The organism is Desulfovibrio sp. SGI.102, assembly GCF_050314315.1.
In the GTDB taxonomy this organism is placed as follows: Bacteria; Desulfobacterota; Desulfovibrionia; order Desulfovibrionales; family Desulfovibrionaceae; genus Desulfovibrio.
On sequence record NZ_JBNPNC010000041.1, the window covers coordinates 1 to 25613 of the forward strand.

General features: G+C 62.6%; 21 protein-coding genes and 2 tRNA genes. 14 read left to right on the forward strand and 9 right to left on the reverse strand.

Annotated features, from left to right (window positions below; genetic code table 11):
- Positions 1–193 precede the first annotated feature (193 nt).
- Both ACQRCJ_RS09195 and ACQRCJ_RS09200 read right to left on the reverse strand, forming a co-directional pair.
- Positions 194–270 (reverse strand) — tRNA-Glu (locus ACQRCJ_RS09195).
- 17 nt (positions 271–287) lie between these two features.
- Positions 288–362, reverse strand: a tRNA-Gln gene (locus tag ACQRCJ_RS09200).
- A 423-nt stretch (positions 363–785) separates the two neighbouring features.
- Between ACQRCJ_RS09200 and ACQRCJ_RS09205 the strand changes: the two genes are divergently transcribed.
- The 4 genes from ACQRCJ_RS09205 (at position 786) to ACQRCJ_RS09220 (ending at position 4718) form a co-directional block, all read left to right on the forward strand.
- A complete protein-coding gene (locus tag ACQRCJ_RS09205; RefSeq protein ID WP_168935988.1) occupies positions 786–2510 on the forward strand; it encodes a YeiH family protein in 1725 nt (574 codons plus the stop codon).
- A 79-nt stretch (positions 2511–2589) separates the two neighbouring features.
- Positions 2590–2868, forward strand: coding sequence for a hypothetical protein (locus tag ACQRCJ_RS09210; RefSeq protein WP_168935989.1), 279 nt, complete (start codon positions 2590–2592; stop codon positions 2866–2868).
- Positions 2868–3311, forward strand: a complete 444-nt coding sequence (locus tag ACQRCJ_RS09215) for a DUF523 domain-containing protein (RefSeq protein ID WP_297138535.1) — start codon at positions 2868–2870, stop codon at positions 3309–3311. The genes ACQRCJ_RS09210 and ACQRCJ_RS09215 overlap by 1 nt, the downstream gene beginning before the upstream one ends.
- Before the next feature lie 141 nt (positions 3312–3452).
- Positions 3453–4718 carry an O-acetylhomoserine aminocarboxypropyltransferase/cysteine synthase family protein gene (locus tag ACQRCJ_RS09220; protein ID WP_304014793.1) on the forward strand — a complete coding sequence of 422 codons (1266 nt, stop codon included), beginning with the start codon at positions 3453–3455 and terminating at the stop codon, positions 4716–4718.
- 146 nt (positions 4719–4864) lie between these two features.
- Here ACQRCJ_RS09220 and ybaK read toward each other — a convergent pair whose 3' ends face one another.
- The 6 genes from ybaK to lysA all read right to left on the reverse strand — a co-directional run bounded on the left by ybaK (position 4865) and on the right by lysA (position 12275).
- Positions 4865–5359 (reverse strand): Cys-tRNA(Pro) deacylase, encoded by a 495-nt coding sequence (ybaK, locus tag ACQRCJ_RS09225; RefSeq protein WP_168935992.1) that lies wholly within the window; start codon positions 5357–5359, stop codon positions 4865–4867.
- Positions 5360–5399: 40 nt separating this feature from the next.
- Positions 5400–6995: a dephospho-CoA kinase gene (gene coaE, locus ACQRCJ_RS09230; protein WP_168935993.1), complete on the reverse strand. Its 1596-nt coding sequence runs from the start codon at positions 6993–6995 to the stop codon at positions 5400–5402.
- Positions 6995–8356 (reverse strand): NlpC/P60 family N-terminal domain-containing protein, encoded by a 1362-nt coding sequence (locus ACQRCJ_RS09235; protein ID WP_168935994.1) that lies wholly within the window; start codon positions 8354–8356, stop codon positions 6995–6997. Before ACQRCJ_RS09235 ends, coaE begins: the two co-directional genes overlap by 1 nt.
- Before the next feature lie 9 nt (positions 8357–8365).
- Positions 8366–9244, reverse strand: a complete 879-nt coding sequence (locus tag ACQRCJ_RS09240) for a DUF2156 domain-containing protein (protein ID WP_168935995.1) — start codon at positions 9242–9244, stop codon at positions 8366–8368.
- A 15-nt stretch (positions 9245–9259) separates the two neighbouring features.
- A complete protein-coding gene (locus tag ACQRCJ_RS09245) occupies positions 9260–10636 on the reverse strand; it encodes an MATE family efflux transporter (protein ID WP_204626232.1) in 1377 nt (458 codons plus the stop codon).
- Positions 10637–10994: 358 nt separating this feature from the next.
- Entirely contained in the window at positions 10995–12275 is a 1281-nt protein-coding gene (lysA, locus tag ACQRCJ_RS09250) for a diaminopimelate decarboxylase (RefSeq protein ID WP_204626233.1), read from the reverse strand.
- Positions 12276–12592: 317 nt separating this feature from the next.
- On the opposite strand from lysA, the gene ACQRCJ_RS09255 reads away from it, so the two are divergent.
- The 10 genes from ACQRCJ_RS09255 (at position 12593) to feoB (ending at position 24988) form a co-directional block, all read left to right on the forward strand.
- Positions 12593–13015, forward strand: coding sequence for an FKBP-type peptidyl-prolyl cis-trans isomerase (locus ACQRCJ_RS09255; protein WP_006004972.1), 423 nt, complete (start codon positions 12593–12595; stop codon positions 13013–13015).
- 28 nt (positions 13016–13043) lie between these two features.
- Positions 13044–15236 carry a glutamine synthetase III gene (locus ACQRCJ_RS09260; protein WP_168935998.1) on the forward strand — a complete coding sequence of 731 codons (2193 nt, stop codon included), beginning with the start codon at positions 13044–13046 and terminating at the stop codon, positions 15234–15236.
- Positions 15237–15472: 236 nt separating this feature from the next.
- On the forward strand, positions 15473–16915 hold the full coding sequence (locus ACQRCJ_RS09265; protein ID WP_418734911.1) for an anthranilate synthase component I family protein: 1443 nt from the start codon (positions 15473–15475) through the stop codon (positions 16913–16915).
- Positions 16896–18488, forward strand: a complete 1593-nt coding sequence (trpD, locus tag ACQRCJ_RS09270; RefSeq protein WP_418734910.1) for an anthranilate phosphoribosyltransferase — start codon at positions 16896–16898, stop codon at positions 18486–18488. The genes ACQRCJ_RS09265 and trpD overlap by 20 nt, the downstream gene beginning before the upstream one ends.
- Positions 18478–19293, forward strand: a complete 816-nt coding sequence (locus ACQRCJ_RS09275) for an indole-3-glycerol phosphate synthase TrpC (RefSeq protein WP_289616663.1) — start codon at positions 18478–18480, stop codon at positions 19291–19293. The genes trpD and ACQRCJ_RS09275 overlap by 11 nt, the downstream gene beginning before the upstream one ends.
- Positions 19283–19933 carry a phosphoribosylanthranilate isomerase gene (locus tag ACQRCJ_RS09280; RefSeq protein WP_302261514.1) on the forward strand — a complete coding sequence of 217 codons (651 nt, stop codon included), beginning with the start codon at positions 19283–19285 and terminating at the stop codon, positions 19931–19933. Before ACQRCJ_RS09275 ends, ACQRCJ_RS09280 begins: the two co-directional genes overlap by 11 nt.
- Positions 19934–20016: 83 nt before the next feature.
- Complete coding sequence (trpB, locus tag ACQRCJ_RS09285) at positions 20017–21207, forward strand: tryptophan synthase subunit beta (RefSeq protein ID WP_204626237.1); 1191 nt, start codon at positions 20017–20019, stop codon at positions 21205–21207.
- 188 nt (positions 21208–21395) lie between these two features.
- Positions 21396–22163 (forward strand): tryptophan synthase subunit alpha, encoded by a 768-nt coding sequence (gene trpA / locus ACQRCJ_RS09290; RefSeq protein ID WP_427799670.1) that lies wholly within the window; start codon positions 21396–21398, stop codon positions 22161–22163.
- A gap of 211 nt (positions 22164–22374) precedes the next feature.
- Positions 22375–22650 (forward strand): DUF2325 domain-containing protein, encoded by a 276-nt coding sequence (locus ACQRCJ_RS09295; protein ID WP_168936005.1) that lies wholly within the window; start codon positions 22375–22377, stop codon positions 22648–22650.
- A 115-nt stretch (positions 22651–22765) separates the two neighbouring features.
- Positions 22766–24988, forward strand: coding sequence for a ferrous iron transport protein B (gene feoB / locus ACQRCJ_RS09300; protein WP_427799671.1), 2223 nt, complete (start codon positions 22766–22768; stop codon positions 24986–24988).
- Positions 24989–25413: 425 nt separating this feature from the next.
- Here feoB and ACQRCJ_RS09305 read toward each other — a convergent pair.
- Positions 25414–25613, reverse strand: a 200-nt coding sequence (locus tag ACQRCJ_RS09305; RefSeq protein ID WP_427799672.1) for a hypothetical protein, incomplete at its 5' end; no start/stop codon positions are given.

Here is a 25613-nt window from a genome sequence, read left to right on the forward strand (position 1 = left end):
AATGCCAGAGCGCGGCAGGGGGCAGGTGTTCCGCTATGTTCGTGGTGTCGGATTACACGGCGGCCGGAGTAGCATGTCTGGGAGAGTGTGGTAGGGATCGCAGCTGAATAGCCGCTGGGGTGCACGGACATTTTTTGAAAATGCCTCAAAACGAAAAAAGCCCTTACGATTTCTCGTAAGGGCATGATTTCGTTGGCGTCCCCAAGGGGATTTGAACCCCTGTCGACGGCGTGAAAGGCCGTTGTCCTAGGCCGGCTAGACGATGGGGACGCACTATGAAGTTGTGATGGCTGGGCTGCAAGGACTCGAACCTTGATTAGCGGAGCCAGAATCCGCCGTCCTGCCAATTGAACGACAGCCCATCGCGAAAATGGAACCTACGCAAAACCGGCTCTCTTGTCAACAAAAAAATCGAAAAAATTTTAAGGCTTCGTATCCGGCAGAAAAAATGCGGGAGCGGCCAGGAGGGAAGTGCCCTTTGGCACAGTCACGGGATGCCGCATTACAAAATATTTCACATGATATCTAACCTGTTGATTTTCCATGGCGACATGATGGGATGAATGTTTCTATCCTGTGAGAATAGTTTACTTTACTTTGCCTCTTTGCCCGGTATTATCCTTGGGATGTGCGGCCTGTGCGCGCCGCAAGAGCAAGATGGTTTGTGAAAAAAGCCGCTGTCTTTTTTCGGGATGGGAGGGAACGCTCCGCAAGAAGCCTTCTTGTTGCTATTTTCAATACGACGTGGCGGGGAGCAGCCCGGCCGCAAACGGAGGTTGTCTGTTATGGAACAAAACAACGAAGTCGTTGTCGACCGTGCCAAGTCGCAGTGGTCCGACTTGTGGAAGAAGGAAGACTACTGGGCCATCTGGATTGGCTTTTTCTTCCTGATCGTGGCCGCATGGCTGTGCTTTGGCCAGCGTCCGGCCCTGGAAGCCAAGTTCAACGAATACGAGACCATCATCAAGGCTGAGGAAAGCAAGCCCTTCAAGACCATCGAATGGTACAAGGCCACTGCCGCCCAGAAAAACGTGCAGGCCCAGAAGCAGTCCCAGGTGGCTGATGTCATCGCTTATCTGAAGAAGCCCGCCCGCTGGACCGACAATCCTCTGGATGCCCTGATGATGGATCAGGCCCGCGCGGATGAGCGCAACGCCGCCCTCAAGCCCAAGGTCGAAGCTGCCAAGCAGGCCGCTGCCGAGGCTCTGGCCACGGCCAAGGCCGCCCAGGATGCCGCCGCCGCTGCCGGTTATCAGGACGCCGGTCTGAATGATGCCGCCAAGGCCGCCATCGACTCCTGGCAGAGCGCCGAAAAGAAGGCCTCCAAGGCCGTTTCCGGTCTGGCCAAGCCCTTCAACCGCATCCCCACCCTCATCGTGCTGGGTCTGGTGCTGGGCGCCCTGTGCACCGTCGGTGCCGTGTTCATGGGCATGAACCCCGGCAAGTTCTTCGTCTCCTTCCTCATCATCTACGCCCTCTGCGTGCTGGCCAACATCCTGGGCAACCAGAAGACCATGCGCCTGTACGGCATCAACGCCGAGATCTGGTCCATCGTCATCGGCATGATCATCGCCAATACCATCGGCACGCCCAAGCTGGTCAAGGACGGCGCCCAGGTGGAATACTTCATCAAGGCCGGTCTGGTGCTGCTGGGTGCCGAAGTGCTGTTCCACAAGATCCTGGCCATCGGTATCCCCGGCATCTTCGTGGCCTGGGTGGTCACCCCCATCGTGCTCATCAGCACCTTCATCTTCGGCCAGAAGGTGCTCAAGATGCCTTCCCGTACCCTGAACATGGTCATTTCCGCCGACATGTCCGTGTGCGGTACCTCGGCGGCCATCGCCACCGCCGCTGCCTGCCGCGCCAAGAAGGAAGAACTGACCCTGTCCATCGGCCTGTCCCTGACCTTCACCGCCATCATGATGGTGGCCATGCCCGCCTTCATCAACTGGGTGGGTATGCCTGAGGTCCTGGGCGGCGCCTGGATCGGCGGTACCGTGGACGCCACCGGCGCCGTGGCCGCTGCCGGTGCCTTCATCGGTCCCAAGGCCCTGCAGGTGGCCGCTACGGTCAAGATGATCCAGAACGTGCTCATCGGTGTGACGGCCTTTTGCGTGGCCATGTACTGGTGCGCCAAGGTGGACGTGCAGGAAGGCCAGAAGGTCAGCGCCATGGAGATCTGGCACCGCTTCCCCAAGTTCGTGCTGGGCTTCCTGACGGCTTCCATCGTCATGTCCGTGGTCAGCTCCTCCCTGGGTGCTGATGTGGGCAAGATGCTGGTGGATAACGGCATCAACAAGATCTCCGTGCCCCTGCGCGGCTGGTTCTTCGCCCTGGCCTTCGTGTCCATCGGTCTGACCACCAACTTCCGCGAACTGGGCAAGTACTTCAAGGGCGGCAAGCCCATCCTGCTCTATGTTTGCGGTCAGTCCCTGAACCTGGCCCTGACGCTGCTCATGGCCTGGATCATGTTCTACAAGGTCTTCCCCGAAATCACGGCCAAGATCTAAGCTTCATCTGCAATCAAGGGGGGCCGTTCCGGGAACGGCCCCCTTTTTTTCCCGGATGTTCCGGTGTAGGGTGATCCTCATGAATGACAGAATCTTCAAGATGGGCAAGCTTGTCCTCTGGGGCGTCGGCCTGTGGGTCTTTTTCGCGGTCATCACGCCGCGCCTTGTGGCCCTGAGCCCTGCCTGGCAGCATTATGACCGCGTTCAGGAAGAGAACGGGCTGGACAGCGGTGCCCTGTATTACACCAATGTCCCTGTGGTACAGTCTGCCGAGGAGGCCATGAAGCATGCCGTCAAAGCCGGGATGGCCGAGCGGCGCGAACTGGCCATAGCCCAGCGCCGGAATGCGGAGCTGTGATGACGACGCCCGTATGCCGTTTTGTGGTCAGCGCCTGTCTGGCCGGGGAATTTTGCCGCTATGACGGCGGGAGCAACGCCTGTGCTGCGGTCCAGGAACTGGTGCGCAGGGGAGAGGCCGTCACGGCCTGTCCTGAAGGGCTGGCCTGCCTGCCCGTGCCCCGCCCGCCGTGCGAGATCAGAGAAGGGCGCGTCCTGTCGCAGGATGGCAGGGATCTGACGGAGGATTTCCTCCGGGGGGCCCGCCTGGCCATGGAGACGGCCCGCAGGCACGGCTGTACGGCGGCCATCCTCAAACGGCGTTCGCCCTCCTGCGGTGTGGGGCAGATCTATGACGGCACGTTCAGCCGTACCCTTTGTCCCGGTGACGGGCTGTGGGCACGCATGCTGCGCGAGGCCGGGTTCGCCCTGTATACCGAGGAACATCTGCCCGAAGATATCTAGACCTGCGAAAGGTCGTTGCCCGTCTTCCCTGAGGACGGGCTTTTGTTTTGGGGCGCTGCGGCTTGTGTTTCTCCTATCCATCAGATAAGAAAAAAGGCCGGCAGACGCTGCCGAATGGACTTTTTACGGAACGAGGAACCCATGAAAACCGAATCGCTTTGCCTGCATGCGGGCTATACCCCCAAGAACGGTGAGCCCCGGGTACTGCCCATCGTGCAGAGCACGACCTTTACTTATGACTCCACGGCCGAAGTGGCCAAGCTTTTTGACCTGGAAACTTCCGGCTTTTTCTACACCCGTCTGGGCAATCCCACGGTGGACGCCGTGGAGCAGAAAATCGCGGCTCTGGAAGGCGGCGTCGGCGCCCTGTGCACCTCTTCGGGACAGGCTGCCATCCTCATCGCCATCCTCAACATGGCCCAGAGCGGCGACCATGTGGTCAGCATGGCCAGCATCTACGGCGGCACCTTCAACCTGTTCGCCGTGACGCTGAAGAAAATGGGCATCGAAGTGACCTTCGTGGACCAGCGGGCCGATGACGCCGAGATCGAGAAGGCCATCCGCCCCAACACCAAGGCCGTGTTCGGCGAGACCCTGACCAATCCTTCCATGGACGTGCTGGACATCGAACGCATCGCGGCCCTGGCCCATCGTCACGGCCTGCCCCTGATCGTGGACAATACCTTTGCCACGCCTGTGCTCTGCCGTCCCTTCGATTTCGGTGCCGACATCGTCGTCCACTCCACCACCAAATACATGGACGGCCATGCCCTGCAGATGGGCGGCGTCATCGTGGACAGCGGCAAGTTCGACTGGACTTCCGGGCGCTTCCCCGAATTCACCGAGCCCGACGCCTCGTATCATGGCCTGATCTATACCAAGGCCTTCGGCAAGGCCGCTTACATCGTCAAGGCCCGCGTGCAGCTCATGCGTGACCTGGGATGTTGCCAGACGCCGCAGGGCGCCTTCTACATCAATCAGGGCCTGGAGACCCTGCCCCTGCGCATGGAACGCCACTGCCGCAATGCCGAGGCTGTGGCGACCTTCCTGGCCGGGCACGACAAGGTGGAGAGCGTCTGCTACCCCTGGCTGCCGGACAGCCACGACAAGGCCCTGGCCGAAAAATACCTGCCTAAGGGCTGCAGCGGCGTCATCTCCTTCTCGCTCAAGGGCGGCCGCGACGCCGGGGCCCGTTTCATCGACAGCCTGAAGATGGTGTCCCTGCAGGTGCATGTGGCCGATATCCGTACCTGTGTCCTGCATCCGGCCAGCTCCACGCATCGCCAGCTCAGTGACGAGCAGCTCACGGAAGCTGGCATCACGCCTGGCATGGTCCGCCTGTCCGTCGGTCTGGAAAATATCGACGACCTTCTGGAAGACCTGTCGCAGGCGCTGGCTCAGGCCTAAGTGATAACAAGACTGTACAAAATGAGAGAGCGGGTCCCGCAGGGGGCCCGCTCTCTTTGCGTTGTGGCTGATGGGCTGCTCCTGCTCCGTCAGGGACAGGCAGGAGAGGACGTCTCAGACTTTTTTACTGTCTTTTGCAAACTGTTTCAGTCTGCATTATTGGCGATCTCGGCCATGGTGGCGCCGGTGGCCCGGCACAGGTCGTCCGGCGAAAGGCAGAGCTGCACCCCGCGCTGTCCGGCGCTGATATAGATCTGCTCCCAGAGGATGGCATGCTCATCCAGAAAGACGGGGTAATCCTTTTTGGCTGCCAGCGGCGAACAACCGCCGCGGATGTAGCCTGTCAGGGGCAGGACTTCCTTGAGGTGGACCATCTCCACATGCTTGTTGCCGGATGCCGTGGCCAGGGCCTTCAGGTTTAGTTCCGCCGCGGCGGGGATGCAGGCCATGATGACGCCTGTTTTGTCACCGCGGGCCACCAGGGTCTTGAAAACGCAGCCGGGATCCACGCCCAGTTTGTGGGCCATGGTCACGGCGGAAAGGTCGCTTTCGTCCACATCGGCCTGATGCAGGGTGAAGGGGATCTCCAGACGCTCCAGCAGGCGCGCGGCATTGGTCTTGGCTATTTTTTTGCTGCTCATAGTGCTTGCGATAAACTTGTGATCGAAACGGGGGATGGCGTCATTTGACCTGCCAGCAGGCCGTGACCTGCCGGAGGATATCATCCTGTGCCTGTTGCCGCAGAGCGGTCAGCTGTTCCAGCAGGGCAGGGATGCGGGCGCGAAGGTCCGCCGGTGTCCCGGCATTGTCCACCACCAGATCGCTGGCGGCTTCCTTGCGCTCGGCTGGCCACTGCCAGGCTTCCAGAGTCGCGGCTTTTTCTTCGCTCCAGCCGCGGGTGGCCATGATGCGTTGCAGGCGGATCTCGCGCGGGCAGCGTACCGTCAGGCTCAGGGCACCGGGCAGACCGGCCTTATGCCAGCCGCATTCGAAATACAGGGGGATCTCCGCCACGGCGCAGTCCTTGCCCTCGGCTTCCGCCTTGTCCCAGAAGGCCAGGATGGCGTCCCGGACAAGGGTATGGACCATCTGCTCCACTTCTTTGCGCAGGCCGGGGGCCTGCTGCATGGCCTCCAGCAAAGCGGGTTTGCACACGCTGCCGTCATCCTCCAGCAGACGTTCCCCGAAGCGGCGGCCCAGATAATCGGCCATCTCCCCACCGGCGGCATAGAGCTGCGCCACCAGGGCATCGGCGCTGACCGTGGGCAGGCCCGTCTCTTCCAGGGCATGGGTGAGGGTCGATTTGCCGCAACCGGGATTGCCGGTGATGACCAGTCGCTGCATGCGGCTGCTGTTGTTCAGGATGGTCCGGAGCATGTCGTCGGGCGGCGGGCAGAAAAATTCCAGCGCCTCGCCCGACAGGGGATGGCAAAAACTGATGTGCCAGGCATGCAGCATCTGGCGTGGGGCACGGGCCGCCACAGGGGCCGGGGCGTACAGGGCGTCGCCCAGCAGGGGATGGCCCACATGCGCCATGTGGACGCGGATCTGGTGCGTGCGTCCGGTATGGATGCGCACGGCCACCAGCGAGAAATCCTTGCGCGGGCTGCTCCAAAGCACGCGCCAGTCGCTGTGGGCTGCCTTGCCGCCCCGGTTCTCCGGGACAACGGCCATCTTGACCTTGGCGGTAGGATGGCGGCCCAGAGGTTCCCGGCAGGTGCCCGTCTTCGGGGGCACGCCCTGCACTAGGGCCAGATACTCCTTGTGGACTTCCCGCCGGGCAAAGGCCTCGCTCATGCGCAGGCGGGTGGGCTCGTCCAGGGCCACGAGCAAAAGGCCGCTGGTGTCCTTGTCCAGACGATGGACCACACCGGGGCGCAGGCCTTCCTGTTCCCGCAAACGCGGGAAGTGGTGCAGCAGGCGCTGGACAAGCGTGTTTTCCGGGCAGGACGGACAGGGATGGACCGTCAGGCCCGCGGGCTTGTTGCACAGCAGCAGATGCTCGTCCTGCCAGAGGATGTCCACCGCTTCGTCTTCGGCGCGAAGCTCGTTGGCCGTATCGGGTAGATCGAGACGGACCTCCTGGCCGGCCTTGAGCTTGAGGGACGCCGTGGAGACCGGCAGCCCGTCGATGCGGCAGGCACCGGCCGTGATGGCACGCTGCACGGCGGCCCGTGAGAGGTCGGGCAGCAGACCGCACAGGGCCTTGTCCAGCCGCTGCCCCACCAGAGCGCCCGCCACGCGGAAGTCCAGCTGACGAGGGCTTTCCCCGCTCATCAACGGCCTCCCAGGACGGTGATGCTGTTCACGCGGTCACCAAAGGTGGTGGTGCGGTACAGATTGCGCAGTTCGCTGCCGGGCGTGATGGAGCTGACCACGGCACGGCCGATGACGAAGCGCTCGTTGTCGCTGGCGCCCTCTACGGTGCGCACGCCCCAGACGTTGTGGAAGATGGCGGGCCGCCCCTTGTAGGGCCCCACATAGAGCATGATGTGCCCGCGCAGCCAGACCAGGGTCAGGAAGGGGACGCCGTCGCGCAGGATGGCCTTTTCCTTTTCCTTGATGCTCATGCCGTCCAGCATGATGCGCCGTCCGCTGCGCGCCTGGGACAGGGAGTTGCGGGGCAGCCAGATGCCGAAGGGCGTCAGCAGCTCGCGGGTCAGGGCGGAGCAGTCGCGGTCGCCGAACATGCCGCCCCAGCCGTAGCGCTGCCCCATCATGACGTTGCCGATGAGGGCCACCTGCGCCGGGGTCATGGGCAGGGGCTTGATGGCGGCGTCTTCATGGGCCAGCGTCAGTGTGACCACGGTCGCCCGGCTGCCGTTCTTGACGGGGACCAGCACCGCCAGGCGGGTGTTGTCGCTCTGGGACGGGGCCAGAGGCAGGACAGTGCCGATATTGACCTGTCCGGCCAGGCTGCCGGGCAGGGGGACGTTGTCGCGCAGCACGGCCACATAGCTGCCGGTCTTGTAGCTGGCCTCGAAAGCCTCGTCCACGATGCCGATATCATTGGCGTCCACCCAGCCCGCGGCCACGGGGGTCTCCACATAATACCAGTTGCCGTCACGGCTGGTGTGGGCGATGAAGACCGGCGTCCCCACCGGCAGCAGGGAATACTGGAAGTAGTCGAAAGGATTGATGCGCGGGTCAGGCGTGGGCTCGCTGAAACGCGGCGTATGGCTGGGCATCTCGCGCAGGTCGGCATTGCGTACCGTGATGCCGTACATGGCCGTGTTGGGGAAGCTCTTCAGACCGGCGTTGGCACGCATGGCGTCCCATTCGTCCTGGGTCCAGCGCACGTCACCGTATTTGTAGCCCTTGGCCTTGCGGAAATAGATCTCCACGTCCCGTTTGCGGATGGAGGTCTTGCGCATGTCCCAGGGGCCGAAGAAGATGCGATTGAAGCGCGCGTCCTGCTCCGCCTGGGCCTGGCTGTCCAGCAGGGGCGTGTCGGCACCGGCCTGCTGGGCGAACACGGTCAGATCCTGCGGAAAGCTCCGCATGTCACGGATGGTGCCCAGATGCGGGGAAGGGATGCCGTCACGCGGCGGGATCTGTTTGCCGCCGCAGGCGGCCAGCAACAGCAGCGAACACAGCGCCGCCAGCCGTACCCCTGTCCAGAGGAAAGACCGAGTCATGATGCCCCCTTATTTGAAGCTCACCTGATACTTGCGCAGAAAGTCCGTCGGCAGATAGGTCATCTTGGCCTGGCGCAAGCCTTCTTCATCCAGATCCTGGGCCCGGTTCAGCAGCTCGAAGCCGTTGCCCGCCTCTCGGGAGAAGCAGGCATTGATGGTCTGGTAGACGCCGCGGAAACCGTTGAGCCCTTTTTCATAATGGACCCCCAGCGTCTTTTCGTCCAGTGCTTCCCCCACGCTGAAGGCCACCATCTGGCCGTCCACATACAGGGAACCGCCGCACAGGCCGTCCAGAAGCTCCCAGTGGGAGAGCACGCGGTTGATGGCTTCGTTCTCGGCACGCAGGGAAGGGGAGTCCTCGCATTCATGCCACTGGCACCAGTCGTCCTGCAGGCCCAGCACGTCTTCCACCATGGCATCGTCCAGCGGCCGGTAGTCGATGCCGTAAGCCTTTTCGAAGCCGCGCAGGTGGTTACGCTTTTTATGGTAGCGGTTGCCCGGCAGGGTGGCCAGATCGCTCTGCAGATACAGGTATTCCCACTGGCCGCGCGAATCATGCTCTTCGACCTTGTCCGGCAGGGCCGCGCGCCAGCGCTCCAGCAGTTCTTCGGGCACGCGGATGAAGCTGCGGCAGGCGTCGTCGATGCCGCTGGCAGCCCAGTCCACGGCGTCCCAGTCGCCCACAGGGGCCCAGTAGGTGACGAAGGGCACGGTCTGGCGCAGCCAGCACAGATCGCCGTCAAAGGCCCACTGCAGGCCGAAATACTGCTGCCAGCCCCAGATATTGGGCAGGCTGTAGTCCAGGGAACGACGCGGGGTCTTGTGCCACAGTTCGTAGAATTCGGAACGACCGTCCAGGGTGACGGGAGTGAAAGAAAGATTCTTCATCAGGGGAACCTGTTGTTATCTGTTGTCGTGATGGTGCCGGGCGCGCATGGCAAAGCGGGCCCAGTCGCGGTACAGTAAAACATAAAACATGATGGCCGTTTGTAAACACTGCGAGACCAGCATGGCCAGGAACACGCCGGAGGCCGTGCCCCACAGCCAGTGGCCCAGCAGCCAGCCCAGCGGCAGACGTACCAGCCAGAAGGTGCCGCCGTAGACCATCAGATTGTAGCGTGTGGCGCCCGCGCCCACCATGACGCCGCCCATGACGGTGCTGGCGATGGAAAAGGGCGTGGAGAGCAGATTGTAGGTCAGATAGTTGATGATCTGGGCCTGCGTGCCCGCCTCGTGGGAGAGCAGGGCCGCCAGTTCGGCCCGGAAGGGCCAGAGCAGGGCCGCTACGACGCTCATGCCCAGCGAGGCGATGACGATCATCTGCAGGGCGACGCGCTTTGCCTTGGCGGGCTCGCCCATGCCGAGACAGTTGCCCACCAGCACGGAGACGCTCATGTTGAAGGCCATGCCCGGCAGGAAGAGCAGGGCCTCGATGCGCAGACCGGCGGTGAGGCCCGCCAGAGCGTTGATGCTGTCGAAAGGCAGGGAGGCCACCAGGACGAAAAGCATGAGGTAGCCGGACTGCCAGACGATTTGGGCCGCGCCCGCGGGCAGGGCCACCTTGAGCAGGTAGGGAAGACCGGCCCGCAGCCAGCGAGTGGTGGGCATGGCCCGGCGGCACAGGTAACCGGCACGGCAGAGCAGCAAACAGTTGGCCACGGCTCCCAGACACTGGGCACCGGCATTGGCCCAGGCGATGCCCATATAGCCCATGCAGGGCAGGCCGAACCAGCCCAGGCCCAGCCCCAGACAGCCCAGCAGGTCGAAGACGCAGACCGTGGCCGCCACCCAGAGCGGCGGCAGGACCTGCCGGGTGGCACGGAACATGACGCCGGTGGCGGCGTAGACATACTGGGCGGGCAGGGCCAGCATGGTGATGTCCCAGAAACCGGCGGTGACCGGCAGGATGCGCTCCGGGACCTGGAGGACGCGCAGGATGGGGCTGCCCAGCTGCCAGCCCAGCAGGGCCACCAGGATGCCGGCCAGCAGGCTGCCCAGGACGGTGGTGCCCACATAGCGCTGGGCGCGGCGCATGCGCTTGGCCCCCAGTGACTGGCTGACCGCTGCCGTGGCGCCGCTGGACATGGACATGGCCACGACCATGAGGAACAGGCCGCACTGATTGACCATGCCGAGCGCGGCCTGCACGTCGGCACTGATGCGTCCGGCCACCCAGATATTGATGAAGCCCATGAAGAAGACCAGATACATCATGAGCATCTGCGGCCAGGTGAGCTTCCATATGGCACGGGGAGAAACGCTGAGATCCGGTTCCGGCATGAGGTGTTCCAAAGATGTTTGCGTGCGGCTGACACGGAAAAGGTTGATGGACAGCAAGGGGGCTCTGGCCGGGAAGGCTTCCTGCTCCGGCAGCCCGGCGGCAGGCCGTGAACGGCAGCGCACCGGCGTATCGGGGAGTCGTACGCCCCAGCAGAGCTGGGGACAGGCGACGTGCAAAAACTGTGGCCCTGATGGGGGATCAGGTCCCGTGGACTGCCGGGCAGGGCAGGACGCCGTCACTGCAAGGAAAAAGGAGGAGCGATCGTAGCGGGCCGAAGCGCTCGAAGGGGGAAGAGGGCGCTTTCCCGCTGGAAAAGTCCCCTTCCCCCTTCGTGAAAATCAGGCAGGCGGCCCAGGATTACAGCAGGCCCTCGTAACAGGCGGCCAGATCTTCCAGGGTCTCGCGGCGGCGGATCAGACGCACGCTGCCGTCGGCCTGGATCAGGATCTCGGCGGCCCGGCAACGCTGGTTGTAGGAGGAGGACATCACGAAACCGTAAGCCCCGGCGTCCAGCACGCCCAGCACGTCGCCTTCATGCAGCAGGGGCAGCTGGCGGTTCTTGGCCAGGATGTCGCCGCTTTCGCAGATGTTGCCCACGACGCTCTGTTCCACGGTCTCGGTATCCGGGCCCTGCGCGCCCTGACGGTACACTTCCACATCATGGAAGGAGTCGTACATGGCGGGACGCACCAGCACGTTGAAGCCCAGGTCGGTACCGGCATAGCGTCTGTCACCGTTGGTCTTGGTGGCGTTGACGCTCCCCAGCAGGACGCCGCATTCGGCCACCACATAGCGGCCGGGCTCCACCAGGAAGCGGCCGGTGTAGCCGGTCTTTTCCGCCCAGCCGCTGATGAGGCCGTGCAGGCGGCTGCCCAGGTCGTCCATGTCCAGACGGGGCTGGTCTTCGTATTTGTGGTAGGGGATGCCGAAACCGCCGCCGAAGTCGATGACTTCCAGTTTTTCCAGCACGTCGGCGGGCAGACGTTCGGCCAGATGCAGCAGGACCTCGGCAGCGGCGATGTAGCCGTCGGCCTCCATGAACAGGGAGCCGATGTGCTGGTTGATGCCGGCCAGATGCAGGTCATATTTTTTCAGGATGGCGAACAGGTCGTCCAGCAGTTCCGGCGAGACGCCGAACTTGGTCTCCTTGCCGGCGGTGACGACCTTGGCGTGATGGCCGGCGCCGATACCGGGGTTGAAGCGCACCATGACCTTGCCGCCGGGATTGACGCGGCCCAGGGTCTCCACCTGGGAAAGGGAATCCACGCTGATCAGCACGCCGTGCCGGACGGCATTGCGCAGCTCGTCTTCAGAGATGTTGTTGGAGATGTAGAGGATCTCGTCGGCGGTGAAGCCCGCCAGCTGGTCCATGTACAGCTCGCCGGGGCTCATGGCGTCCACCACCAGGCCTTCTTCGCGGATGATGCGCAGCAGCACGGGGTTGGTGTTGGCCTTGACCGAATAGTTGACGCCAAAGCCGGGCAGGGAGGAAAGGGCCTTGAGTTCGCGGCAGCGCTGGCGCAGCACGGTCTCATTATAGACATAGAGCGGCGTACCGAACTGTTGGGCCAGATCCAGAGGAGAATGGCCACCATAAAAATTGATACTGTCGGTATAGCTGGAGCGGATCTGGGACATAGGGGATTCCTTGGTCTGAAAGGCTGCCGGCTCTGGCCGGCTCAGGAATTGTTTGGGCGCTCAATATATGCTGTTGCCTCCCCCGGCTGTCAAGATGGCAGGCCCGCGGCAAGGACGATTTCATGGCCGCCCGGGCCATGCCGCAAGGGGAGGGCGGGCCGGTCCGCATTGACATGGCAGCCCCCCTGCTTTATTCCAAAACAGCGGACCGGTGGAAAATGCCCTGACGGCATCCGGGTTCCAGCCTTTCACGCGGCCCTTTGCCGCGCATTCTTTTTTGTAATCAACCGGGCTTGCCCGAATCATACGGAGTATCCATGGCTATCAAGAATGGCGACACCCTGCGTGTGCACTACACCGGCACTCTCAGCGACGGCACTGTTTTCGATTCTTCCCGCGAACGCGAACCCCTGGAATTCACCATGGGCAAAGGCATGCTCATCCCCGGCTTCGAAGCCGCCGTCATGGGCCACGAAGCGGGCGAGACCGTGACCGTCACCATTCCCCCGTCCCAGGCTTATGGCGAAAGCGATCCCGAGCTGGTCTTCACCGTGGACCGCGCCCAGGTGCCCGACCATATCCCGCTGACCGTGGGCGTGCCGCTGCAGCTTTCCAATGAACAGGGCCAGATGGACGTGACCATCACCGAAGTCACGGACGAAGAGATCACCCTGGATGCCAACCATCCCCTGGCCGGCAAGGAACTGACCTTCGAAATCGAAATCGTCAGCGTCAACTAGGTTCCCGGACGTTGACAAGGGAGCTTTCATGAGCAGCAATTCCGCCCGCAGAAGTGCCGTTCAGGCCATCACCACCTACAAGCCGGAAGCGTCGCCGCTGAACTTTTACGATACCAAGCCCACCGACATTTTCGGCTGTAACGTGTTCACCGACAAGGTGATGCGTGAACGCCTGCCCAAGGATGTCTACAAGGCCCTGCACAAGACCATCGAATTCGGCGAACGCATGGATCCCGGCATCGCCGATACCGTGGCCGCCGTCATGAAGGACTGGGCCATCGAAAAGGGTGCCACCCACTTCACCCATATCTTCTACCCCCTGACCGGTCAGACGGCGGAAAAGCACGACAGCTTCCTGATGCCTGACGGCCAGGGCCGCATCATCGCCGAATTCTCCGGCGCCATGCTGATCCGCGGCGAGCCCGACGCTTCGTCCTTCCCCTCCGGCGGCCTGCGCTCCACCTTCGAGGCGCGCGGCTACACGGCCTGGGACGTGACCAGCCCCGCCTACATCATGGAAAACCCCAACGGGACCTTCCTGTGCATCCCCACCATGTTCCTTTCGTGGACCGGTGTGGCCCTGGACAAGAAGACCCCGCTGCTGCGTTCCGGCCAGGCCCTCAACCGTGAGGCCCGCCGCGTGCTGAAGCTGTTCGGCATCGAGACCAAGCTGCCTGTGGTCTCCTACGCCGGTCTGGAGCAGGAATACTTCTGCATCGACCACAACTTCAACTTCGCCCGTCCCGACCTGCAGGTGGCAGGACGTTCGCTGTTCGGCGCCCGTCCGGCCAAGGGCCAGGAATTCAGTGACCAGTACTTCGGGGTCATTCCCCAGCGCGTGCTGTCCTACATGATGGAAGTGGAACGCGAGCTCTACAAGCTGGGCGTGCCCGTGCGCACCCGCCATAATGAAGCCGCTCCCAGCCAGTACGAGATCGCGCCTCTGTACGAGGCCAGCAACCTGGCCGTGGACCACAACCACATCATCATGTCCACCCTGCGCAACGTGGCCAAACGCTACGGGCTCAAGTGCCTGCTGCACGAAAAGCCCTTCTACGGCGTCAACGGCTCGGGCAAGCACGTGAACTACTCCATCGGCAATGCCGAGCTGGGCACGCTGTTCAACCCCGGCGAGACCCCGCACGCCAATGCCAAGTTCCTGGTGTTCTGTGCGGCCATGATCCGCGCCGTGCACAAGTTCGGCGGCCTGCTGCGTGCCACTGTGGCCAGCGCCAGCAACGACCACCGTCTGGGCGCTCACGAAGCCCCGCCGGCCATCATGTCCATCTTCCTGGGCGATCAGCTGACGGAAGTGTTCGAAGCCTTCCGTGCCGGTCGTATCGACGATGCCGCCAACAGCAAGAGCGGCCGCGTCATGAACGTGGGCGTGGATACCCTACCGCCCCTGCCCACGGACCCCGGTGACCGCAACCGCACCAGCCCCATCGCCTTCACGGGCAACCGCTTCGAATTCCGCGCCCTGGGTTCCAGCCAGTCCGCGGCCGATTCCATCACGGCCCTGAACGCCATCATGGCTGATTCGCTGGGCCATGCGGCCGACTTCCTGGAAGGCGACCTGGCCCGCGGCAAGGACCTCAACACGGCCATCCAGCACTATGTGCAGCATGTCATCGAAGAGCACAGCGCCGTTATCTTCAACGGTGACGGCTACTCCAGCATCTGGCATGCCGAAGCCGAACGTCGTGGCCTGTCCAACCTGCGCACCACGCCCGAGGCCATGCCCGAGCTGATTCGTCCCGAAGTCATCGACCTGTACGAGCGTCTGGGCATCCTGAACCGTGCCGAGCTCAAGGCCCGTTATGACATCTATCTGGAGCAGTACTGCAAGACCGTACGCACCGAAGCCATCCTGACCATCCGCATCGCCCGGACCATAATCTTCCCCGCGGCCATGCGTTATCAGGGCGAACTGGCCGAGACCGCGGCCCGCATGAAGGCTATTGGCAAGGACTTCCGTACCATCACGCTGGACGAGGTCACCGAGCAGCTGCGCGGCCTGCAGGATGCCACCCGCAGCCTGGAAGCCACGCTGGCCAGTGTGGACGGCAAGGGCGACTTCCTGGCCCGCGCCACCCGCTACTGCGAAGAAGTGCTGCCCATCATGGGCGAAGTGCGGCGCTATGCCGACCTGCTGGAGACCCGCGTGGCCGATGACCTGTGGGATCTGCCCAGCTATCAGGAAATCCTTTTCGGAAAATAATTGACAGCCGAAAAGAATTGTGATTTTCTACGTAAAGAACTTTTAACCAACAGGATTATTTCCATGTCGTGCACTTTCTCCAACATCTGCTTCCGCACCTTCTGGTGGCGCGCGAGTCAATGTACGGGGGACGTGCAGGCATAGCCTGTTGCGATTGATACGTCACATGCATTGAGCAAGCGCCGTTCCCCCACAGGGGAGCGGCGCTTTTTTTTATGTTTTGAAGGAATGACCCTATGAATACGACCACACTTTCCGACTCGGCCTCCCATGCTCCTCTCGTTTCCCTGCAGCAGCAGGCCCGCTGGCTGCCCGCCGATATGGATACGCCCATCAGCCTGTATCTGGGCATGGTGGGCCAACAGGACGGCATCCTGCTGGAAAGCGCGGAGGTGGACGGCCGCTGGGGACGCTACAGTGTCCTGGCCTGCGATATGGCCCTGTATGTCCGCTGCCATGAAGGGCGGCTGGATCTGCGCATCAAGGATGAGCGTCTTGCCCCTCTCTCCGTCCTGCAGGGGCTGCCTTTTGTGGAAGGTCTGCGCCGCCTGATGCAGAACCTGCACCTGGAGGCCCCGGCGCAGATCGAAGGCCTTCCGGCCATAACCCGAGCCCTCTACGGCTGGGTGGGATTCGGTATGGCCTCCCTGTTCCAGCCCCGTCTGGCCGCGGTCATGCCGCCGGAAGAGGCGGAGAGCATGCTGGTGCTGCCCGGGACGCAGCTGGTCTTCGACCATCTGTACAACAGGCTGTGCCAGATCAGCCTGGGCGGACACCGAAAGGTGCTGGGCAGCCGCGGGGCGGAAGGAAATTTCACTGTCCGCGGCGATGTCCGTGCCGATCCCGGAGAGACCGGTTACAAGGCCATGGTGGAAAAGATCAAGGCCATGCTGCACCAGGGCGAGGCCATACAGGTGGTGCCTTCCGTCAATTTTTCCGTGGCCTGCGAAGGGGATCCCTTCGTGCTGTACCGGCGCATGCGTCGCTACAATGCCTCGCCGTACATGTTTTTCATGCGCCTGGGAGATTTTTGCTTCTGGGGGGCCTCGCCAGAGGTCATGGTACGCTGCGAAAAGGGGCGTCTGCAATTGTCGCCCATCGCCGGGACGCGCCGTCGCGGCCGGGATGATCTGGAAGACGCCCGGCTGGCGGAAGAGTTGCGCAGCGACCCCAAGGAACAGGCCGAGCATGTGATGCTGGTGGATCTGGGGCGCAACGATCTTGGCCGGGTGGCCCAGCCCGGCAGCGTGAACCTGGAGCGTTGCATGGATGTTGAGCGTTTTTCCCATGTCATGCATCTGACCAGCCGGGTCACGGCCCGTCTGGCCCCCGGGCGCGATGCCCTGGACGTGCTGGCGGCCACTTTCCCGGCAGGGACGGTGAGCGGGGCGCCCAAGGTCAGGGCCATGGAGATCATCCGTAGCCTGGAAGGCCGTGCCCGCGGGCCCTATGCGGGCTGCATCGGCTGGCTGGGACTGGATAAGGACAGCGTGGATCTGGACATGGGCATCGCCATTCGCAGCATGTGGAGCCGTGAAGGGCGCCTGTTCTGGCAGGCCGGGGGCGGCATCGTCCATGATTCGGACGCCGCTCTGGAGTGGAAAGAAGTTTGCAACAAATCAGCCATCATGCGCCTTGTGCTTGAAGAGGGTGACGACCATGTTCCTGCTCATCGATAATTACGATTCCTTTACCTACAACCTGGTCCAGGCGTTCTACGCCCTGGGGCACGAGCCCGTGGTGCTGCGCAATGACGATCCCGCCATCCTGGACATGGCCGCGGATCCCTCTTTGGAGATGGTCTGCATCTCGCCCGGGCCGGGACATCCCTCGCAGACGGGCTTCTGCCCCGAATTCCTGCGCCGCCTGCCGCACCATGTACCGGTGCTGGGCGTCTGCCTGGGCCATCAGCTGCTGGGCCTGCACGCCGGGGCGCGGGTGGATGTGGGGCCCTGCATCATGCACGGCAAGCAGTCCGAGATCGTGCACGACGGCAGCGGCCTGTTCGAAGGTCTGCCCAATCCCATGAAGGTGGCCCGCTATCATTCGCTGGTGGTCCATGCCGGAGAAGGGGAGGGCAATGCGCTGTTCACGGTGACGGCCCGCGCCCCTGAAGGCGAGGTCATGGCCCTGCAGTATCGCGACAGGCCATGGGTGGGCGTGCAATTTCACCCCGAATCCATCCTGACGCCGGACGGGCTGCGCCTGCTGGGCAATTTCCCGCAGGCCATCCTGCCCCGGCAGGGACGGGACGGCGGCATGGCAGAGGTGCTGGAGCATCTGGCGCGGCGGGAAGACCTGACGGCGGACATGGCGTCCCGCAGCTTCGGGGCGCTCATGGACGGCAGACTGACGCCTGCCCAGGCCGGGAGCTTCCTCATGGGGCTGCGCATGAAGGGAGAAAGCTCTCTGGAACTGGCCCACGCCACCCGGGCTGCCCTGGCCCGCGCCGTGCGCGTGGAAGGCATCTCGGGCCCGTGCATCGATGTGGTGGGGACCGGCGGTGACGGCCGTCATTCCTTCAACTGCTCCACAGCGACGTCGCTGGTGCTGGCAGGCATGGGCTACAAGGTGGTCAAGCACGGCAACCGGGCGGTCTCGTCCACCTGCGGCAGTGCCGATGCCCTGGAGAGCCTGGGCATCCCGCTGGATACCGATCCCGCGGCGGTGGCGGACATGGTGGCCAAACGCAATTTCGCCTTCCTCTTCGCCCCGCATTTCCACCCGGCATTCAAGAATATCGGCCCGCTGCGCAAGGAGCTGGGGGTGCGAACCCTGTTCAATCTGCTGGGCCCCATGATCAATCCGGCCCGGCCCAGCCATTTGCTCATGGGGGTTGCCCGGCCCGAGCTGGTGCCTCTTCTGGCCGATACCCTGTCGCAGTCCGCGCTTTACCGGGCGGCGGTGGTCTGCGGGGCCGGGAATTATGACGAGCTGACGCCCATGGGCCCGGCCACGGCCATGCTGTTGCACAACGGCAGCGTCCGGCCGCTGGAGCTGGATCCGGCCGACTTCGGCTTCCAGAGCTGCACGCCGGAGGATCTGGCGGTAGAGAGCCGCGAGGAGGCTGTGGCAGTACTGCGCCGTCTGCTGGATGGCGAAGGCCCGCGTCCCATGCGCGACATGGTGGCCCTCAATGTGGGGCTGGCCATCTTCCTCATGGAAGAAGGGATGCCGCTGGATGTCTGCATGGCCCGTGCCCGTGAAGCTGTGCGTGCCGGTCTGGGAAGGAGGGTCCTCCATGCTGCTTGAGCGTTTCCTCTGGGCCAAGGCGGACGAAGTGGCACGGTTGCGGCAGCAGGAAAGGAAAGGGGCCCTGCCTGTTCCCTTCAGCGGGCAGCGCGGCGATTTTATCGCGGCCCTGCAACGACGGGAGGCAGGCGTGCCGCTGACCGTCATCGCGGAATTCAAACAGGCTTCACCGTCCCGCGGGCCCATCTGTCGCAGCCTGACGGTGGAAGAGGCTGCCCGGCAGTATGTGGCGGCCGGGGCAGGGGCCCTGTCCATCCTCACGGAACGGCGTTTTTTTGCCGGTGAGCTGGATTTTCTGGGGCGGGCGGCTGCCTGTTGCCCCGGGACGCCCCTGCTGCGCAAGGATTTTATCTTTGATCCGTTGCAGGTGCGGGCTACGGCAGCCACTCCGGCAGCGGCCCTGCTGCTCATCGTGGCCCTTACCCCGGATGCCGCGTTGTTGCGTCGTCTGCGGGAACAGACGGAAAGCCTCGGCATGCAGGCCGTGGTGGAAGTCTGCGGCAAAAAGGATCTGGTGCTGGCCCGGGAGAGCGGGGCGCGCATCATCCAGGTCAATGCCCGCGATCTGGATACGCTGCGGGTGGACAGACAGGCCTGCTTGGAGCTGGCACGGCAATGCCCGCCGGAACGGGGCGAGATCTGGATCGCTGCCAGCGGCATGGATCGCCGCGAGCATCTGGAAGAAGCCGCCCGGGCCGGATTCTCCGCCGCTCTGGTAGGGACGGCCCTCATGCAGGAAGGGCAGCCCGGTGCCGCGCTGCGGCGGCTGCTCCGCGGCCGGGAGGACGGGCATCATGCTGCTTAAATTCTGCGGTCTGCGGCGGCAGGAAGATGTGACGCTGGCAGCCCGGCTGGGGGCCACGCATTGCGGCTTCGTGTTCCATGCGGGCAGCCCCCGTTGTGTGGATGCCGTGACGGTCTCCCGCCTGGAGAGCGGGGACATGGTGCGTGTGGGCGTCTTCACCGGGCAGGACAGTGACGAGATAGCCCGCATCATGCGGCTGGCGCGACTGGACATGGCCCAGCTGCATGCAGACCAGTCCGTGGACTGTGCCCGTCAGCTGGGTGCGGAGCGGGTGATCCGGGTGCTGTGGCCGCAACGGTATGGTGATACGGCCGCTCTGGAAGTCGCGGCGGGACAGTATGCCGACAGCTGTGCCCTGTACCTGCTGGATGCCGGCAGGTCAGGCGGCGGCAGCGGTCACACGCTGGCCTGGAAAACGCTGGGCGGCCTGCACCTGCCCCATCCCTGGCTGCTGGCCGGGGGCATGTCGCCCGCCAACTTCCGTCAGGCGCTGACGGCGTGCCGTCCGGACGGCGTGGACTGCAATTCCGGCGTGGAAGATGCGCCGGGGCAGAAGGATGCCCGGGCCATGACGGATATGGCCCGCCTTGTCGAAGAAGTTTTCCGGGATGCTCCGGCAGATCCTTCCAGACGGGCCTGACGGCCTGATCCCGGCAGGGCTGGAGAGCCGGACGGATAAAAGTTATAAAATACGATACAGTTCAGATACAGTGGAGAACGACCATGAAGAAAGGCTATTTTGGCGAATTTGGGGGATGTTTCGTTCCTGAGTTGCTGATGCCGCCGCTGCTGGAAGTGGAAGCCGCCATGCGGGACATCATGCCGACGCAGCAATTCCAGGACGAGTTGCAGGATCTGCTGCACAATTATGCGGGGCGGCCCACGCCTCTGACCTTCTGTCCGCGCCTTTCCGAAGAACTGGGCTTTGAACTGTGGCTCAAGCGTGAAGACCTGCTGCATTCCGGCGCCCACAAGATCAACAACACCCTGGGGCAGGCGCTGCTGGCCAAGTATATGGGCAAGACCGCTCTGGTGGCCGAGACCGGTGCCGGGCAGCACGGTGTGGCCACGGCTGTGGCGGCCGCCCGTCTGGGCATGAGCTGCACCATCTATATGGGGGCGGAAGATGTGGAGCGGCAGGCGCCCAACGTCATGCGCATGCGCCTGCTCGGGGCCACCGTGCACCCGGTGGAAAGTGGTTCGCGCACGCTTAAGGATGCCATCAACGAGGCCCTGCGTGCCTGGATCGTCAGTCAGCAGACCACGCATTACTGCTTCGGCACAGCTGCGGGACCGCACCCCTTCCCCACGCTGGTGCGCATGTTCCAGCAGGTCATCGGACAGGAAGTGCGGGAACAGATGCTGGCCCGTGCCCAGCGCCTGCCGGATGCCGTGGTGGCCTGCGTGGGTGGCGGCTCCAATGCCATCGGCCTGTTCCATCCTTTCCTGGAGGACGAGCGCGTGCGCATCATCGGGGTGGAAGCCGCCGGTACGGGCGAGCCGGGTTGCTTCAATTCCGCGCCGCTCAATCTGGGCAGCCCCGGCGTGCTGCACGGCAACCGTACCATGCTGCTCCAGAACAGTGACGGCCAGATCGAGCCTTCGCACTCTGTTTCGGCCGGGCTGGATTATCCCGGTGTGGGGCCTGAGCATGCCTTCCTGCACAAGACGGGCCGTGTGCGTTATGTGATGGTCCGTGATGCCCGCGCTCTGGCCGCCTTTGAAAAGCTGTGCCATGCCGAAGGTATCCTGCCCGCCCTGGAATCTTCCCATGCTCTGGCCTGGGTCCTGGATCATCCCGAAGAGTTCGAGCCCGGCAGCAAGGTGGTGGTCAACCTCTCCGGCCGGGGAGACAAGGACTTGGCCATCGTGCGCAAAGCCCTGAACCTGCCGGAAAGCGGGGACATCTGCTAGCGCCATCCGCGGAATAGAGCCTCCGGCAACGGACGGGCAGGGGAGTCGCGCGGGGATGTACATCCCCCGCGTGCGTGGAGAGGGAAAACAGGCTCATGCCTTGCTGTCGTTCGGGAAAAGCCGGCAGAGAGCCATATAACAACAGCCATAACGGGAGTGGTCGTCAACGGCCGCTCCGGGAGTTCGTCATGCATATCCTTGAAGAAAAGATCCGTGAGGCCCGTGCCGCCGGACGTCATGCCCTGATCCCCTTCGTGACCTTCGGTTTCCCGGATGAAAAACGCTTCTGGCCCGCTCTGGTGGAACTGGATGAGAGCGGGGCGGACATCATCGAGATCGGTGTCCCCTTTTCCGATCCTGTGGCCGACGGCCCAGTGGTGGAGGAGGCCTCGCGCCGGGTGCTGAGCGACGGTGTCTGTCTGGAACGGATCATGGAAGAGCTGAAGTTGCGCGCCGGTGTCTTCCGTGCGGGCATCGTCCTGATGGGCTACCTGAACCCCTTCCTGCAATACGGTCTGGAAAAGCTGGCTGTGGAGGCCCGCGAGGCCGGTGTGCATGGTTTCATCATCCCGGATCTGCCCTTTGAGGAATCCGGGGACATCCGCCGCATCTTCGCCGCACAGAGCCTGGCCCTGATCGCTCTGGTGGGTCCCAATACGCCGGAGGAACGGATGCGCCTGTATGCGGATGTCAGCGAAGGCTATGTCTATGTGGTCTCGGCCATGGCGACCACCGGGCAGCGCGCCCACATGGAGATGCAGGTCGCCGAGACCCTGCAGCGGGCCCGCTCCGTGTTCCGCCTGCCGCTGGCGCTGGGCTTCGGTCTGGAGCAGCCGGAACAGATGCAGGGGCTGCCGCCGGACACCCTGCCTGATGCCGTGGTCTTCGGCAGTGCCCTGCTGAAGTATCTGGATGCCGGGAAACCAGCGGCCGAATTTATTGCACGCTGGAAGTAACACATAGGGATATATTGTTTTTTCAGAATTAGGTGAGGGCGGTATCGCGTGTTGCCCTTACCGGAAAAGAGGAGCCATCTCTGTCAGAGCAGGGACGGCTCCTCTTTTTTAAGGAGTTGTTGATTTTTTATTGACATTGAAATTTGTTTTCAATTAGGTTGGATCTGCAGCAAGTGGGGGCTGAGCGTGAAAACAAGATAAGGAGCCATATATGTGCGTCACTCTCATCGGCGGAATGGACAGACTCAAGCAGGACTATATCGCCGCTGCCCGTCAGGGGGGAGCAACCCTCAAATGCATCAGCCGTAACGAACGGAATTTTATGGACAAGATCGGCAACCCTGATGCCATCATCGTGTTCACCAACAAAGTCTCGCATGAAGCCAAGCGCAAGGCTCTGCTGCATGCCCGCTCCCGCAATATCCCCATCCATCTGGTGCACTCCTGCGGCGTGTCCAGTCTTCGGGATTGTTTGTTCTCTTCATAAATATTGACATTCATTTTCAAGTTGGGTAGGGTTCGGGAAATGAAATTCGTTTTTTCGAACCCTTACCTTTGTTTTGCCAATTAGTCACACAAGGCCTCAAAGAGGAGTTTTTGGAATGAGTGCTGAAGCCCGGTTTGATGGTGGTCAGGGAAAAATGACCACGGGAGCGTTGCGGATCGCTCTGGCAGGCAATCCCAACTGTGGCAAGACCACGGTGTTCAATGCCTATACAGGCGCGCGGCAGCATGTGGGCAACTACCCCGGCGTCACGGTGGACCGCAAGGAAGGCCATGTGCGCCACGGCAACGCCGACATCACTCTGGTGGACCTGCCCGGGACCTATTCGCTGACCGCCTATTCCATGGAAGAGCTGGTCGCCCGAGCCGAACTGGGCAGCGGCGATGTCCAGGCCGTCATCAACGTGGTGGATGCTTCGGCTCTGGAGCGCAACCTGCTGTTGACCGTACAGATGATGGAGATGGGCCTGCCTGTGGTGCTGGTCTGCAATATGATGGACGAAGCCCGCAAGGCCGGCGTGCATATCGACATGGAGCGCCTGTCCGAGATGATGGGCATCCCTGTGGTGTCCGCCGTGGCCCGTACCGGCGAAGGCCTGCAGCAGGCTCTCGGTGAGGCGGTGCGCCTGGCTGGCGAAGGCCGGCACCAGGTGCTGGAGCTCAATTACGGCGCGGACATCGACGAAGGTCTGCGGGCCATGTGTGCCATCATCAACCGTGAAGGCCTGCTGAAAAAGTACGCGCCCCACTGGATCGCCGTGAAGCTCATGGAAGGTGACGCCGAGATACGCAAGGAAGTGCACCAGGCCAGCAGCGAGGCGGCGGCGGAACTTGATGCCGTACGCCGCAAGGTGGCCGAGCACATCCGTACCGGGCACAACATCTCCATGGAAGCCTACATCACGGATGCCCGCTACGGGTATATCCGCGGGCTGCTGCGTGACGGTGTGGTGCGCCAGGATGCGGGCAAAGACCGTCTGGCCCTTTCCGACAAGCTGGACAAGGTGCTGACCAATGCCTTTTTCGGCCCGCTCATCATGCTGGCCGTACTGTATGCCCTGTTCTATGTGACCATCGAGGTCGGCGCCTATCCCCAGGGCTGGGTGGAAGACGGCTGCGCCGCACTGGGCGAATTCTTTGCCGGGATCATTCCTGAAGGGGAGCTGCAATCCCTGGTGGTGGACGGCATCATCGGCGGCGTGGGCGGCGTGCTCAGCTTCGCGCCCCTCATCGTCATCATGTTCGCTCTCATCGCCTTCCTGGAAGACAGCGGCTACATGGCGCGCATCGCCTATATGATGGACCGCATCTTCCGCGCTTTCGGCCTGCACGGCGCCTCCGTCATGCCCTACATCATCGCGGGCGGCATCGCGGGTGGCTGCGCCATCCCCGGCGCCATGGCCACGCGTACCCTGCGCAGCCCCAAGGAAAAGCTGGCGACCCTGCTGACGCTGCCGTACATGAGCTGCGGCGCCAAGCTGCCCGTGTTCCTGCTGCTGGCTGCGGCCTTCTTTGGGGATCAGGCCCCGACGGTGATGATGCTGGTCATGCTGTCCGGCTGGGTATTCGCCCTGCTGGTGGCCCGCCTGCTGCGCTCCACCATCATCAAGGGGGAGGCGACTCCCTTCGTCATGGAACTGCCCCCCTATCGTCTGCCCACCCTGTTTAGCGTGCTCATGCACTGCTGGGAACGTACCTGGATGTATGTGAAGAAGGCCGGTACCGTGATCCTGGCCATCTCCATCATCATCTGGGCCGGTCTGACCTATCCCAAGCTGGATGAAGCCGAATCGGCCAAGTTCGACACGCAGATCGAGCAGCTCACGTCCCAGATGGAAGCCCTGCCTGCCGAAGACGAAGGCCGCGCTGCCCTAGAAGAGCAGATCACCAAGCTGGAAGAAGAGAAGGGTGCCGCCGAACTGGCTTACAGCTATGCCGGCCGCCTGGGTAAGGCCATCGAACCCCTGACCCTGCCCGCCGGTTTCGAATGGCGCACGGACATCGCCCTGCTGGCCGGTGTGGCCGCCAAGGAAGCCGTGGTCTCCACCATGGGCACGGCTTACTCTCTCGGTGACGTGGACCCCGAAGATGCCCAGAGCCTGGGCCAGTTGCTGCAGAGCAATCCCAACTGGAACAAGGCTACGGCCCTTTCCCTGATGCTCTTCGTCCTGCTGTACTCGCCCTGCTTTGTCTCCCTGGTGGTGATCCAGCGTGAGGCCGGGGGCTGGCGCTGGCTGATTTTCAGCATGGTCTTCAATACGCTGCTGGCCTTTGCCGTCTCCGTAGCAGCCTACCAGATCGGTCTGGTGGTCTGGGATTAGACCCGATATACGCTGAACGTCCGGTGACGGGTAACGTCGCCGCTATGAGGGGGGGGCTTTCTGGAGCCCCTCCTTTTTTGCAGGAATTTGGGAGATTGGCTGCCTCAAGCAGAAGGATCGCAAGGGAGTGTGGCATTCTTGGATACCTGCTGCCGAAAGTGGCATAGTTTTTCAGGGAGATTTTTGCCTGACGGGAAAAACGAAAGTATTACGGCGAAAGAGGAGGCTTTTTGCTTCCACTCATTTCCTCACCAGCAAGAAAAGGGTAGGGCCTGCGGTACACGAGGAAAAAACTGGTTGTGCCTGTTCATGTGAAGATCAGGGAGGGCAGGGGAAACCTGCCGGAGAAAAGTCTATGCGAGCCCAAACTTTGAAAGAATGGAATATGATGGATGTATAATTGATTTTTATATTATTATAGGTAGTTAGTCTAAAATTGCCTCAGTTTTTTGCAAATCCACAAATTTTTTGCGGAAAAATGCTTGACGGTGGAGTTGAAAAGGCGTATAAAACCGTTCGCGCCAACGAGCCGGCCACGTCCGAAAGGGCGGCGGGAAAAGAAATTTTCCCGGATGGCAAAAAAGTTCTTGACGCGGGTTTGAAAATGAGACATAAGTCTCCCTTA

Coding starts and splice junctions, on each gene's coding strand:
- ACQRCJ_RS09220 (WP_304014793.1), top strand. CDS start 3,453: ATGAAAACCGAATCGCTTTGCCTGCATGCGGGCTATACCCCCAAGAAC.
- trpA (WP_427799670.1), top strand. CDS start 21,396: ATGCATATCCTTGAAGAAAAGATCCGTGAGGCCCGTGCCGCCGGACGT.
- ACQRCJ_RS09210 (WP_168935989.1), top strand. CDS start 2,590: ATGAATGACAGAATCTTCAAGATGGGCAAGCTTGTCCTCTGGGGCGTC.
- ACQRCJ_RS09255 (WP_006004972.1), top strand. CDS start 12,593: ATGGCTATCAAGAATGGCGACACCCTGCGTGTGCACTACACCGGCACT.
- ACQRCJ_RS09275 (WP_289616663.1), top strand. CDS start 18,478: ATGCTGCTTGAGCGTTTCCTCTGGGCCAAGGCGGACGAAGTGGCACGG.
- ACQRCJ_RS09295 (WP_168936005.1), top strand. CDS start 22,375: ATGTGCGTCACTCTCATCGGCGGAATGGACAGACTCAAGCAGGACTAT.
- ACQRCJ_RS09280 (WP_302261514.1), top strand. CDS start 19,283: ATGCTGCTTAAATTCTGCGGTCTGCGGCGGCAGGAAGATGTGACGCTG.
- ybaK (WP_168935992.1), bottom strand. CDS start 5,359: ATGAGCAGCAAAAAAATAGCCAAGACCAATGCCGCGCGCCTGCTGGAG.
- lysA (WP_204626233.1), bottom strand. CDS start 12,275: ATGTCCCAGATCCGCTCCAGCTATACCGACAGTATCAATTTTTATGGT.
- feoB (WP_427799671.1), top strand. CDS start 22,766: ATGAGTGCTGAAGCCCGGTTTGATGGTGGTCAGGGAAAAATGACCACG.
- coaE (WP_168935993.1), bottom strand. CDS start 6,995: ATGAGCGGGGAAAGCCCTCGTCAGCTGGACTTCCGCGTGGCGGGCGCT.
- trpD (WP_418734910.1), top strand. CDS start 16,896: ATGTTCCTGCTCATCGATAATTACGATTCCTTTACCTACAACCTGGTC.
- ACQRCJ_RS09260 (WP_168935998.1), top strand. CDS start 13,044: ATGAGCAGCAATTCCGCCCGCAGAAGTGCCGTTCAGGCCATCACCACC.
- ACQRCJ_RS09235 (WP_168935994.1), bottom strand. CDS start 8,356: ATGACTCGGTCTTTCCTCTGGACAGGGGTACGGCTGGCGGCGCTGTGT.
- trpB (WP_204626237.1), top strand. CDS start 20,017: ATGAAGAAAGGCTATTTTGGCGAATTTGGGGGATGTTTCGTTCCTGAG.
- ACQRCJ_RS09265 (WP_418734911.1), top strand. CDS start 15,473: ATGAATACGACCACACTTTCCGACTCGGCCTCCCATGCTCCTCTCGTT.
- ACQRCJ_RS09205 (WP_168935988.1), top strand. CDS start 786: ATGGAACAAAACAACGAAGTCGTTGTCGACCGTGCCAAGTCGCAGTGG.
- ACQRCJ_RS09215 (WP_297138535.1), top strand. CDS start 2,868: ATGACGACGCCCGTATGCCGTTTTGTGGTCAGCGCCTGTCTGGCCGGG.
- ACQRCJ_RS09245 (WP_204626232.1), bottom strand. CDS start 10,636: ATGCCGGAACCGGATCTCAGCGTTTCTCCCCGTGCCATATGGAAGCTC.
- ACQRCJ_RS09240 (WP_168935995.1), bottom strand. CDS start 9,244: ATGAAGAATCTTTCTTTCACTCCCGTCACCCTGGACGGTCGTTCCGAA.